This is a genomic window from Enterobacter sp. MG-EB028 (assembly GCF_056673305.1).
The window spans coordinates 1,045,216-1,057,278 of record NZ_CP195079.1 but is presented as its reverse complement, the minus strand read 5'-3'; the positions used below and the strand labels follow the sequence as shown (position 1 = coordinate 1,057,278).

The following is a 12,063-nucleotide window of genomic DNA, read 5'->3' as shown; positions in this document are numbered from 1 at the left end:
GATTATCAACAGAGTAGAAGCACGCTTCCCGATTAGCAATGCAAGCGATGCGACAATTCGTTATCATGCCCGCTGATTTAACGACAAGGCCGTGGAAATTATCATGCTGTGGTTCAAAAATTTGATGGTTTACCGTCTCAGCCGCGACGTTTCGCTGCGCGCAGAAGAGATGGAAAAACAGTTAGCCGCTTATAGCTTTTCCCCTTGCGGTAGCCAGGATATGGCGAAAACCGGCTGGGTTCCGCCAATGGGCTCACAAAGCGATGCACTGACCCACGCCAGCAGCACGGGTCAAATCATCGTCTGCGCCCGCAAAGAAGAGAAAATTCTGCCCACGCCGGTGGTTAAGCAGGCGCTTGAAGCAAAAATTTTCAAGCTGGAAGCCGAACAGGGCCGCAAGCTGAAAAAAACCGAAAAAGATTCGCTGAAAGACGAAGTGCTGCACTCTCTGCTGCCGCGTGCCTTTAGCCGCTTCAGCCAGACGATGATGTGGATCGATACCGTTAACGGGCTGATTATGGTGGACTGCTCCAGCGCCAAAAAAGCCGAAGATACGCTGGCCCTGCTGCGTAAAAGCATCGGCTCTTTACCGGTCGTTCCGCTGGCGCTGGAAACGCCGATTGAGCTGACCCTGACCGAATGGGTCCGCAGCGGTACCGCGGCGCAAGGTTTCCAGATCCTGGACGAGGCCGAGCTGAAAGCCCTGCTGGAAGATGGCGGCGTGATCCGCGCGAAGAAGCAGGATCTGGTGAGCGACGAGATCGCCGTACACATTGAGGCTGGTAAAGTGGTCACCAAACTGGCGCTCGATTGGCAGCAGCGCATTCAGTTCGTGATGTGTGACGACGGCTCCGTGAAGCGTCTGAAGTTCTGCGATGAACTGCGCGATCAGAACGAAGATATCGACCGGGAAGATTACGCCCAGCGCTTTGACGCGGACTTTATCCTGATGACCGGCGAGCTGGCCGCGTTAATTCAGAATCTGGTGGAAGGTCTTGGCGGCGAAGCGCAGAGATAACAGGCAAAACGTAGGCCGGGTAAGCGTGAGCGCCACCCGGCTTATTTTTTATTTCAGGTAGCGGCACAGATAAGAGGTCGGCTCAGCAACCTGCAAATGGAACTCGCTGTGGCCAGGTACGTTGAAAACTTGCCCGGCAGCGTAAACTTTCCATTCCGTTTCACCCGGCAGTAAGACGTTCAGCGCGCCGCTGACCACCGTCATCTCTTCCGCTTCAGCCGTGCCAAAGGTGTATTCCCCTTCAGCCATCACGCCCACACTGGCGCGGCCAGTGCTGCTGCTGGTAAAACCGATGGATTTCACTTTACCGGAAAAGTATTCGTTACTTTGAAGCATGAACTGGCCCTTATATTCAGAGATAAAAATTCACTATAGGGGCCATGCTCATCACCTGTCACGCAAAATCATTACGTCAGAAGCTCTGAGGCCAGGCGAGCCATCAGAACGTTGGATAACAGCACCGGCACGTCCAGCGCCTTTTGCAGTAAATCGCGGTGATGCTGGTGGAAACCAAGACAGTCCAGAATCAACACATCTGCCCCTCTCTCCAGCAGCGCCTTCCCGGCAGCAATGAGTTTAGCCTCGCTGTCCCAGAAGGGATTTGCCAGCGCATACAGGGGCGTTTTTTCGAGCACATGCCATTTTGCTTCCTGGTTGTCCATGAGCTCCTCAATGGGCACAATAACCCCAACCTGGTGCCCGTCAACAATGGAGGCAACCAGCGGAGGAATAATTCGCATTGGCTCAAGCAGAATCGCATTACGCGCAATGAGTCCCTTAATGGGGGCGGTACTCATCAGCAAAATAACGTCATACGCTTGATTATCGAGGACTTCTATTACAGCCTGCAGCGAACGCTCAATTTTCTGTCGAGAAACATGCGCCAGTTTACCGTCGCTTAATAACGTCGCCAGGGGATCCTCCCCCGCCTCTACAGCGTAGTCTTCCATGACCTCTTTCCGACTCATCTTACCCAGCAGGCTAAGATGCGTGATCTGTTGTTCAGATACATGCTCGGTTAAGAGCGGTAACACTTCGCTTACAGGGACCACACCAATGGTGAGGATCGCCAACGTTGCCTTCATCTTCTTCGCCTTCCATCACTACAAAAACGTGTACACAGGTACAGGCTCACTACGCTGCACAGTTCGTTTTTTCAACAAAACAGCACCAAGCGTAGCAGGCGATCTTTGTCCCGAAATGTAAAGATCGCCTGCCGGTAACGGAGCTACCTGTAATAACTAAATATTAACTCCTGCTTAACATTTGCGATGAGTAAAAAGTGTGATTCAGGCACGGTATTGGAGCGTTTAGGAAAACATTCATGACTTATCGGGATCTTCGTAGCGCCGTTTGGCATCCAGCGCTTCCTGTTCAGTCTCATGTTCACTGATCAGCGAGTCCGGTTTGGGGTGATCGGCACGCAGCTGGTACCAGGTGACAGTCTGGTCGCCATTGCCTTTTTCAACGGTAACAATACGTGCTTCGCGCGGATAGGGAGGTCTGGTTGGCATAGCTCATCCTTTTTTTATGTCTGAGCTATCAGTATAGACGGCGGTTAGCTGGCACACGCCAGACGCAGGGCGGTAATAATCTGAATTACCACATCTTCCGGGGCCGCAGAGGCATCCACAACATGGTGCGCCGCTTCACGGTACAGGGCATCGCGCTCGGCCAGCACTTCGCTCACCTCTTCGCTGAGCGGCCTTGACGTCAGCGCCGGGCGTTGTCCCTCTTCAGGAAATGCCTCAAGGCGCCCGACCAGCGCCGCCACCGGCGCGCAGAGATAGATCACAATGCCTTTTTCGCGCATAAAGTGACGATTACATTCGGCCAGAACAATGCCGCCTCCCGTCGCAATGACGGCTGACGGCGTGGTGACCGCTTTCAGCGCGGCCGTTTCGCGGGCGCGAAAGCTTTCCCATCCCTCTTGCTCCACGATGTCTGCAATGGTTTTGCCGGCCTCGGTCTGCAGCCAGTGGTCGGTATCAATAAACTGACGATGACACGCGCGTGCCAGTTCCAGGCCAACGGTGGTTTTCCCACAGCCGCGGGGGCCAACTAAAAAGATGGGTTGGGTCATAGCCAGGTGTTCCCCTTGATGCCGAATGGCTGAAGAGTGTAAAGAAATAATTGCAGAAGATGTGTCGATTACTTTACTGCAAAGCGGTACGGGATGACAACCCTGTGGAAGCCACACTGTACCACAAATTGACAATAATTATCATTACGCTGTACGGCGCTTCACTTCCAGCAGCCATTTATCCAGTTCGGCGGCAAACTGCTGGCGATCGCGCTGGGACAGGCTGTCCGGTCCACCGGTCTGCACGCCGCTGGCCCGCATCGTATCCATAAAATCGCGCATGGTGAGCTTTTCACGAATGGTTGAAGGCGAATAACGTTCACCGCGTGGGTTGAGCGCCGCCGCCCCTTTCTCCAGCACTTCAGCCGCCAGCGGTATGTCGGCGGTAATAACCAGATCCTCCGCGCTGCACAGACGAACTATTTCGTTATCCGCTACGTCGAACCCGGCCGGCACGCGCAAGGAGCGGATGAACCGCGAAGGCGGTACGCGAATATTCTGGTTCGCCACCAGCGTCAGCGGCATCTGAACGCGCTCGGCGGCGCGGAATAAAATCTCTTTAATCACATTCGGACACGCGTCCGCATCAACCCAAATCGCCATATTGTCTCCCCATAATGACTCTGCCGACTATTGTCGCCTGCATTTCGTTGTTAAGCTATCAATCAGAGAAAACAACGCATAATGACGGAGAATCGTGATGGATAAGAAAATCGGGTTTATCGGCTGCGGTAACATGGGCAAAGCCATCCTGGGCGGCCTGATCGCCAGCGGGCAGGTCCTGCCGGGTCAGATTTGGGTCTATACCCCGTCACCGGATAACGTCGCCGCGTTGCGCGATCAATACGGGATCAACGCCGCCGAAAGCGCGCAGGAGGTGGCCCAGGTTGCCGATATCGTCTTTGGTGCCGTTAAGCCGAACATCATGATCAAAGTGTTAAGCGACATCACCTCCAGCCTGAATAAAGAGACGCTGGTCGTGTCGATTGCCGCGGGCGTGACGCTCGATCAGCTGGCCCGCGCGCTGGGCCACGACCGTAAAATCGTCCGCGCAATGCCGAATACCCCCTCACTGGTCAACGCCGGCATGACCTCCGTCACCCCTAACGCGCTGGTGACCTCAGAAGAGGTAGCGGACGTGCTGAACATCTTCCGCTGCTTCGGCGAGGCGGAAGTGATTGCGGAATCGATGATCCATCCGGTGGTCGGCGTGAGCGGTTCAGCCCCCGCGTACGTCTTCATGTTTTTAGAAGCGATGGCGGACGCCGCCGTGCTTGGCGGTATGCCGCGCGCGCAGGCGTATAAATTCGCCGCACAGGCAGTGATGGGCTCCGCCAAAATGGTGCTGGAGACCGGTAAACACCCGGGAGAACTGAAAGATATGGTCTGCTCCCCGGCCGGTACCACCATCGAAGCGGTGCGGGTGCTGGAAGAGCGCGGGTTCCGTTCGGCCGTCATCGAGGCGATGGCCAAATGCATGGAAAAGTCAGAGAAGCTGAGTAAATCCTGATGTCTGGTCGGGCGTCAGGCCGCCACTTCGGTGCGGCCGCGCCCGGCATTTTTCGCCTTATACAGCGCCACATCTGCCGCCTTCAGCCATTCCCGATAGTGCACAAACTGCGGTCCCCAGGGAGCCACGCCCACGCTGATGCGCAGAGGCTCTTTCGGCGCACATGGTAACGATAGCGTTTCCAGCCGCGCGTGAACCCGCGACATGACGGCGATGGCGCTTTCAGCGGCCGTCTGGGACATAATCACCGCGAATTCATCCCCGCCAAACCGGCCTATCGCATCGCCTGACCGCACCGACATCTGGAGCTGGCGGGTAATGGCCACGATAGCCTTGTCGCCCACGTCGTGCCCCCAGGTATCGTTGATGTTTTTAAAGTGGTCGATATCAATCAGCAATATCGTGGCAGTGCAGTGGCTCCGGCGACAGAGCTCAAACTCATTGCGCAGCAGCATTTCCCAATGTCGACGGTTAAAGACCCCGGTCATGCCGTCACGGGTACTCATCATTTCCAGCCGCCGCTTATGTTCCGCCAGCCTGACGGCAGTACGATGGCTAAGCCAGGCAAACAGCATGGGATAAAGCATAAGGACGGGAAGCGTTAAGCCCCACTCCAGCGCTCCCGGATTAAAGGGCACCACGCGGCCAACGAGAGGTAATGTGACCAGCACGGAAAGCGTGGTGAGTGCCATCCCTGAAATAAACAGACGACAGCCGCCTGAGCCCATCATATTTATACCCACCATCATCAACAACGCTGCCGCAGGTAACGCATAAACTCCCATCACGCCAATCCATAGCCCGGCGATAATGGCATCCATCTTAAGGTTGAAGATCTCCTGCTGAAGAGGTGAAGCGGCGCGGCAGGATAACTGCCAGGCGAAGTGCGGCCAGACGAATGCCCACCCCACCAGTAACAACCACCAGCCGCCGGGTAAAAAATGGCTGACCAGCATTTCTGCCACGGGGAAAAACATCGCCGCCAGCCCGACAGCGCGCGCCAGCCGAACTCGCCTGGCGAGCTGGAAGCCGGCGCGGTGAGGGTCATCCTGAGAAAGAGTTAAACTCCACTCTTCCCGAATGCGCTTTTTGGTGTAATACGTTTCATCATTCATCATTTTTGGGAATATTCTGAAACATTTTCCCAAATTATAGAGAGGGGGTCTGCAAGGAAAGTATGAAATTTCGGGTGAGCAGCCCGCGCCGCTCACCCGTTAGAACTACACTTTTTTCTTCAGGCAGGCACTCATGAACTTGCTGCGATCGTCTCCCTTCAGGGACTGTTCGGTCGCTTTCGCATTACACTCGCGCATTTTTTGCTGCTGCGGCGTCAGGCTTTTTTCGCCGGGTTTCGTGGCGCCGTTTTTCAGGCAGTCGCTCATGTAGGTTTTACGCGCATCCCCCTTGAGACTCTGGGACGTCGCCTGTTGATTGCAGGTGGTCATACGTTGCTGCTGCGGCGTGAGCGTTTTCTCTTCCGCATTCGCCGAGGAGATCAGGAACAGGCCGGAGAACAGAGTAACCAGTAATGTTGTTTTCATTGCACCATCCTTTTGTGAACATTCCCTGTAAGTCTGGTTCGTGACAGAAAAAAAACCACCCGGCAGATGTGATTTCCGCCGGGAATTTATCATTTCATATCCAGCGCGCCGAAATGGACGGTCTCGGCATAAATAGCCGGGGTAATTAACAGGGGAAGTAACGCGATGAAACATGCGCTCTGTTTCAATTTATTTTATCCAGGTCCCAATACATAAAAAATAAAACAGAGCGACTACAGGCATCCGGCATGACAATTTTATGACATGTCAGCACCGTCCATAACGGCTTAACTGCGCGGATGCCTCAACAGCTTCTTTACGTATTGCTGCAGCAACTCGGCATCCTCTGGCGGAACCTGCGTATCGGGCCGCGCCTTGTCCAGCGCCCCTTCGATGCTATCAATCAACGCCTGCTGGTCAGATGTTGCCATCTGCCGCAGCAGCGCCGTGACAACGATTTCCAGCGCTTCGACCTGGGCGACCAGCTCTTTCGACTCCTCTTCCTTTTGTGCAAGCTTGACCAGCAACTCAGCAATGAGATTCTTCATCGTGCTATTTCCTTATGGGATTTTCTCTGAAATTAACACCAGGAATGAAATATGCAAAGCGGAGAAAAGTATTATCTTATGCAAAAGTGACGTTGCCGCCAAATTAGCGCCCCGGCATTTTCAGCGAAACGTTTTTCTATAAAACAAACGCCGCATTTTGTTATATAAAAATGCGGCAACCATAAGAATATATAATACATCTGTCAGCGGTTATTTCGCCGATTTCGCCTCCGCTATTTGCCTGCGGCGACGCAGGGCAATAGCCAGCTGAATAATATTGATTAAAACGACTATCGCCGTCGCGGCAAATACCCAGCGAAAACCCGCCATTGCAGAAACGGATGCGCCAATAAGCGGACCGGCAACGTTGCCTAAATACATAAAAGACTGGTTATAACCAAAAATACGCCCCGTGACCTGGTCGCTGGAATATTTGACCAGCAACGTCTGTACGGCAGGCAACATAGCGCCATCCGCAAAGCCGAGTAAAAATCGCAGCACGCCCAGCTGAAGCGGAGAGGTAACAAACGACATGGCGAAGAAGAGCACCACCGCAAAAATCAGCGTCGCCATCAAGATGCGCGCCGTGCCGATCCTGTCACCTAACTTCCCCAGGCGCGGGGCAGAGATCAGCGCGGAAACGCCCGGCACGGCGGCAATCATGCCGCTGAGAAAGGCGATATTGTTGCTGTCCGGCTCCATCGACTTAATAAACAGCGCCAGAATCGGGCCGACCGAACCGTTGCAGAGCTGGATCACCATGGTGGTGACAAACAGGCTAATCACGAGTCCCGGGTAAGGCAGCGAGGCGAAGACGGCCCTGCCGCTCAGGCGCTCAGATTTACTGATAACGGGGCGGCCACCCTCTTTGATAAGAAAGAGCGTAACCAGAAAGCTGATCACCAGCAGGATCGCGGTGATGATGAACACCGCGCGCAGCCCGACGTGGTCAGCCAGAAAGCCCCCCAGCAGCGGGCCGCCGATAACGCCGCTGATCTGGGCGGTAGAGAGCGTACTCAGCGCCCAGCCGCTGCGCTCGCGCGGCACCTGAGAGGCAACCAGCGCCATGGCGTTGGGAATATACCCGGACGTCAGCCCCATTACCGCCCGCAGGAAAAACAGCTGCCAGACGTTGGTGGCAAAGGCCTGGAGCAGAATAGCTATCGCCATCCCGAGCGAGGCGCGCAGCAGCATCAGCTTGCGCCCTTTCCTGTCGGCCAGGCTGCCCCACATTGGTGACACAATGGCGGAAACCAGAAACGTGACGCTGAACGTCAGGCCGGACCACATGGAGAGCGCTTCATGCGAGGTGACCCCCAGCTGCGAGACGTACAGCGGCAGGAACGGCAGGATCTGGCTGATGGCAAGCCCTGTAAAGAAGCAGCCGAACCAGACCGAGATGAGATTAACTTTCCAGGATTCCATACAGAAATAGTCTTCATTTTTAGGCGAATTCGGCGTCAGATTAGCAAGTTACGCGCCTTAACGTCGCACCAGAGATGCGGCCTTGCTGACTTTGGTGTTTTATCTTCCCAGTCATCATATTTGTGAAATAAGTCACAAATCATCCATTTTCTGGCGGAAGATTATGCTTCAGCGACAGAGGCCAAAACCGCGCATTCCCAGATGAAAATGGCTGGCGTGCGCCGCGTTATACTCCGGCCCAAGACCGTTACCGTAGTAGCCGCAGCTTGCCGCCAGCAGAGCCTTCAACCAGGGCTGCGTTTTTGCCGATTTCCAGCCCTTCAGCACCGTAACATGCTCCCCGTTCGCCAGCCGAAAAGCGGCGATATCCAGCGCCTCTGCCGTGGCATGCTCGCTGCGCCGCGCATCGGGCCGGTGGTAGATATTGCGGCAGGCAAAGCTGCCGAGGTGCTCAATGCGGGTCAGTTCACTGCCGGTGAAGCGTTTAGTCAGGGGCCGGGCCTGCTGGCTGACAAACAGGGCCGAGCTGAGCGCCAGCGGACAGCTGGCAAGAAAACTGCCGTTCAGGCTCACCGGGCCGAAGTCTCGCACGCGCACGACGTCGCTCAGCGGACATTCCCCGCCGCTGTCAGCCACCGCCTGGGTGCGAATAAGGTTTCTTTGATTAGCCTGCGCTAACAGGCTCGAGCAGGCTTCGGGCGTTAAGCGCCGAAGTTTATACTGGGTAATGCGGCCAGGCGGGTCGTCCAGGGTCAGCGGCGTGAAGGGGTTGTAGTAAGACGGCAACCAGCGATAGCCCGCCGTTGCGATTACCCCAAGGATGAAAACGATCAGCAGCGTTTTTCCTTTCACTCTCCCCCCTCACTGTTACCCAAAACATTATGGCAGAAGGCCGCGAAACCCGCAGGGCATCGTGGTATGTTATTGGCTTTTCGTCAGACTGGAAGAGAGTGAGATGGCAAAGCAGCGCGTAGGTATTGTCTTTGGGGGAAAATCAGCAGAGCACGAGGTGTCATTGCAATCGGCTAAAAATATCGTTGATGCGATCGATAAAAGCCGTTTCGACGTGGTGCTGCTGGGCATTGATAAACAGGGCCAGTGGCACGTTAACGATGCCAGCCAGTATCTGCTGAATGCCCACGATCCGGCGCACATCGCCCTCAACCCTTCGGAGATCAGCGTCGCCACCGTACCCGGCGTCATGAAGGGACAGCTCATCGACGCAGGCAACGCGCAGGCTCTCGCCCAGATCGACGTGGTCTTCCCTATCGTGCACGGCACCCTGGGCGAAGATGGTTCCCTGCAGGGGATGTTGCGCATGGCCAACCTGCCGTTCGTCGGCTCGGACGTGCTGGGCTCCGCCGCCTGCATGGACAAAGACGTCACCAAACGCCTGCTGCGTGATGCCGGGCTGAATATCGCACCGTTCGTGACGCTCACCCGCGCCAACCGCGATAAGCACAGCTTCGCGCAGATCAGCGCTGAATTGGGTCTGCCGCTGTTTGTTAAGCCGGCCAATCAGGGCTCCTCCGTGGGCGTCAGCAAAGTCACCAGCGAAGCAGAGTTCACGCAGGCCGTTCGTATGGCGTTTGAGTTCGACCATAAAGTGGTGGTTGAGCAGGGGATCAAAGGCCGCGAAATTGAGTGCGCCGTGCTGGGCAACGATTTTCCACAGGCGAGCACCTGCGGTGAAGTGGTCTTAAACAGCGACTTCTACTCCTATGACACCAAATACATTGATGATAAAGGCGCACAGGTTGTCGTTCCGGCGAATATCGATCCGGTGATCAACGACGCGATCCGGGCGATCGCCATTCGCGCCTATCAGACGCTCGGCTGCAGCGGCATGGCGCGCGTAGATGTGTTCCTGACGCCGGAGAACGAAGTTGTTATCAATGAAATCAACACGCTGCCGGGTTTTACCAACATCAGCATGTATCCAAAACTGTGGCAGGCCAGCGGGCTAGGCTACTCTGAGCTGATCACCCGCCTGATCGAACTGGCGCTGGAGCGTCACGCCGCCGACAGCGCCCTGAAAAGTTCCGTTAACGGTTAATCGGCACCCTTAGCCGTCTCCTCCGCTGTCGTCTCTTCCGGACGACGGCGGATAATCAACCCTGCGAGCCAGAAACTGATTACCCAGGTCACCAGGCCCACGGCATAGGTTTGCCAGCCTTTTGCCTCAAATCCCAACAGCCCCACGACGCCGTTAAGAATAAAAATCAGGCCAATAGCAAAGGCGTAGTAGTGCCAGTCACGGCGAAGTTTGGACGTGAGCTTCATAACAACTCCGGCAGGGAAAAAAAGACATCCTCTCACAGTTTTACCGCCAGGTCTGTGGCAGATGCGGAAATTCTGAAACGCGGCGCAGTTTCATTTAAGTTAACAAATTGTGACATGCTGCAGAAATCAACAATCCAGGAGAATTCCTGAGCGAAAATTACCACGATTCTGATATTGACAAATGCGATGACCTGTCAAACTCACTCCGTAAGACGCGTATTAAAACAGAGTGATATCTCGGGAGGTCAACATGGCTGACTTTACATTGTCGAAACCGATTTTTGGCGGCAAACCAAAAACCTCCACGGCGGGTAATATCGCGTATGCCCTGTTTGTCCTGTTCTGTTTCTGGGCTGGCTCCCAGTTGCTCAATATGCTGGTGCACGCGCCAGGCGTTTATGAACACCTGATGCAGGTGCAGGATAACGGACGCCCGCGGGTTGAAATCGGGTTTGGCGTGAGCACGCTGTTTGGCCTCGTTCCCTTCCTCGCGGGGTGTATGATTTTAGGCGTTGTCGCGCTCGTCCTGCGCTTTCGTCGTCGCCATTAAAGCCCCATACAGCGAGCCCGGCGATCGTCCACGCGTTTCGCGAACCATGCTGTTGTCAGGTTACGCGTGATCTTAGGGCTTTCCAGCTGAATACCCGGCAGAATAGCCCTCGGTAACGTTTTCCCACTCTTCTTCTCTGCAAGGGCAAATACCTTCTTGTAGAGATCCGTTTTCTCAAACGCCAGGCTGTCGCCTTTCTCAAGCTGACGCCGAATGTCGCTATTACTCATATCAAGCGCTGTCGATAATTTCCGAATCGCCCGCTCGGTGCTTCCCGCCTCGCTGCTGCCGTAGGCGATAAGATCGCCGTCCAGCGCCAGCTTGACGCCGTTTGCGCGGCTGACCGCACTCTGAAACGCCGCGTTACGGCTGGCATACCAGCCCGCGTTAAAGTCTGCAAAGCGGTACAGCGGCTCGCTGTAGTTCGCCGGATAGTTCAGCAAATGATACGTGCCGAACCACAGCCCGCCGCGCAGTGAGAAGACCTCCTGACGCACCGTACCGTCAATTTCCCACGGGTAGCCGTCGGTATGCTTCTCAGCAAACGCAATGCTCACCTGCATCGGGCCGCCGGTGTGAACCGGATTCAGCGAGCCAAACAGTTTCTGTCCCATCGGCACCATGTTAATGAAATCATCAAAGATGGCGCTGAGCTGTTTTTCGGTTTTCACCGTGTCCAGCCGTTCGCTGTAGCTTTTGCCGTTTGGCGAGGTGATTTTCAGCGCGGTATGCACGAGGAACACCGGGATATGCATTGATTCCGCGCGGCGGTCAATCTCTTTCCAGGCAATTTTGTTGAGACCCGGCACCACCGGGTCTGACTGGTACATCGACTCCTGCTGCGCCACCGCCAGCACCGAGCAGATATTCTCCTCGGTAGGGGCAATCTTCTGGCTTTCGAAGGTTTTTGCCAGCGCATCGGCCCACGCATTGCGATCCTTCACGCTGGCGGGCATTTTTTGCCGCACAACGCTTGCCACATCCACGGGCTTCTCACCCTTTTTAAGCGGAGTCGCCCCTTTTTCGGCACAGCCCGCCAGAACGAGGGCAGCCAGCAAGGACAACGGTAACGCACGCGGTAAGGCAAAAGACATAGCAACTTCCT

Annotated in this window: 16 protein-coding genes; 4 read left to right on the top strand and 12 right to left on the bottom strand. The window is 55.3% G+C overall.

Annotated features, from left to right (window positions below):
• The first annotated feature begins 103 nt into the window (after positions 1-103).
• Entirely contained in the window at positions 104-1,018 is a 915-nt protein-coding gene (rdgC, locus tag ACR42C_RS04900) for a recombination-associated protein RdgC (RefSeq protein ID WP_479984832.1), read from the top strand.
• A 48-nt stretch (positions 1,019-1,066) separates the two neighbouring features.
• Here the strand turns inward: rdgC and ppnP are convergent, their stop codons facing one another.
• The 5 genes from ppnP to ACR42C_RS04875 all read right to left on the bottom strand — a co-directional run bounded on the left by ppnP (position 1,067) and on the right by ACR42C_RS04875 (position 3,704).
• On the bottom strand, positions 1,067-1,354 hold the full coding sequence (gene ppnP / locus ACR42C_RS04895) for a pyrimidine/purine nucleoside phosphorylase (RefSeq protein WP_008503270.1): 288 nt from the start codon (positions 1,352-1,354) through the stop codon (positions 1,067-1,069).
• A gap of 71 nt (positions 1,355-1,425) precedes the next feature.
• Positions 1,426-2,103: an AroM family protein gene (locus ACR42C_RS04890; RefSeq protein WP_479984831.1), complete on the bottom strand. Its 678-nt coding sequence runs from the start codon at positions 2,101-2,103 to the stop codon at positions 1,426-1,428.
• A 237-nt stretch (positions 2,104-2,340) separates the two neighbouring features.
• Complete coding sequence (gene yaiA, locus ACR42C_RS04885; RefSeq protein WP_013095817.1) at positions 2,341-2,532, bottom strand: protein YaiA; 192 nt, start codon at positions 2,530-2,532, stop codon at positions 2,341-2,343.
• A gap of 44 nt (positions 2,533-2,576) precedes the next feature.
• On the bottom strand, positions 2,577-3,101 hold the full coding sequence (gene aroL, locus ACR42C_RS04880) for a shikimate kinase AroL (RefSeq protein WP_163330408.1): 525 nt from the start codon (positions 3,099-3,101) through the stop codon (positions 2,577-2,579).
• A 144-nt stretch (positions 3,102-3,245) separates the two neighbouring features.
• Entirely contained in the window at positions 3,246-3,704 is a 459-nt protein-coding gene (locus tag ACR42C_RS04875; RefSeq protein ID WP_010428006.1) for a YaiI/YqxD family protein, read from the bottom strand.
• A 97-nt stretch (positions 3,705-3,801) separates the two neighbouring features.
• Between ACR42C_RS04875 and proC the strand changes: the two genes are divergently transcribed.
• Positions 3,802-4,611, top strand: a complete 810-nt coding sequence (proC, locus tag ACR42C_RS04870) for a pyrroline-5-carboxylate reductase (protein ID WP_041911103.1) — start codon at positions 3,802-3,804, stop codon at positions 4,609-4,611.
• A 14-nt stretch (positions 4,612-4,625) separates the two neighbouring features.
• Here the strand turns inward: proC and adrA are convergent, their stop codons facing one another.
• The 5 genes from adrA to ACR42C_RS04845 all read right to left on the bottom strand — a co-directional run bounded on the left by adrA (position 4,626) and on the right by ACR42C_RS04845 (position 8,977).
• Positions 4,626-5,729 carry a diguanylate cyclase AdrA gene (adrA, locus tag ACR42C_RS04865; protein WP_166710257.1) on the bottom strand — a complete coding sequence of 368 codons (1,104 nt, stop codon included), beginning with the start codon at positions 5,727-5,729 and terminating at the stop codon, positions 4,626-4,628.
• 102 nt (positions 5,730-5,831) lie between these two features.
• The gene (gene psiF, locus ACR42C_RS04860; RefSeq protein ID WP_116341665.1) at positions 5,832-6,152 is read right to left on the bottom strand and encodes a phosphate starvation-inducible protein PsiF; all 321 of its coding nucleotides are present in this window, start codon (positions 6,150-6,152) and stop codon (positions 5,832-5,834) included.
• 287 nt (positions 6,153-6,439) lie between these two features.
• Positions 6,440-6,700, bottom strand: coding sequence for an anti-adapter protein IraP (gene iraP, locus ACR42C_RS04855; protein WP_061099070.1), 261 nt, complete (start codon positions 6,698-6,700; stop codon positions 6,440-6,442).
• 210 nt (positions 6,701-6,910) lie between these two features.
• Complete coding sequence (locus ACR42C_RS04850) at positions 6,911-8,125, bottom strand: multidrug efflux MFS transporter (RefSeq protein ID WP_192983487.1); 1,215 nt, start codon at positions 8,123-8,125, stop codon at positions 6,911-6,913.
• A gap of 168 nt (positions 8,126-8,293) precedes the next feature.
• Positions 8,294-8,977, bottom strand: a complete 684-nt coding sequence (locus ACR42C_RS04845) for an extensin family protein (RefSeq protein WP_163330404.1) — start codon at positions 8,975-8,977, stop codon at positions 8,294-8,296.
• Between the two features lie 103 nt (positions 8,978-9,080).
• Between ACR42C_RS04845 and ddlA the strand changes: the two genes are divergently transcribed.
• The gene (gene ddlA, locus ACR42C_RS04840) at positions 9,081-10,181 is read left to right on the top strand and encodes a D-alanine--D-alanine ligase (RefSeq protein WP_116341671.1); all 1,101 of its coding nucleotides are present in this window, start codon (positions 9,081-9,083) and stop codon (positions 10,179-10,181) included.
• Here ddlA and ACR42C_RS04835 read toward each other — a convergent pair.
• Entirely contained in the window at positions 10,178-10,408 is a 231-nt protein-coding gene (locus ACR42C_RS04835) for a DUF2754 domain-containing protein (RefSeq protein WP_028012119.1), read from the bottom strand. The two genes, ddlA and ACR42C_RS04835, sit on opposite strands and share 4 nt — an antisense overlap.
• A gap of 250 nt (positions 10,409-10,658) precedes the next feature.
• On the opposite strand from ACR42C_RS04835, the gene ACR42C_RS04830 reads away from it, so the two are divergent.
• A complete protein-coding gene (locus ACR42C_RS04830; RefSeq protein ID WP_014882725.1) occupies positions 10,659-10,958 on the top strand; it encodes a DUF2755 family protein in 300 nt (99 codons plus the stop codon).
• On the opposite strand, the gene ACR42C_RS04825 is transcribed toward ACR42C_RS04830, so the two are convergent.
• On the bottom strand, positions 10,955-12,052 hold the full coding sequence (locus ACR42C_RS04825; protein WP_479984830.1) for a DUF1615 domain-containing protein: 1,098 nt from the start codon (positions 12,050-12,052) through the stop codon (positions 10,955-10,957). The genes ACR42C_RS04830 and ACR42C_RS04825 overlap by 4 nt on opposite strands.
• Positions 12,053-12,063: the final 11 nt, after the last annotated feature.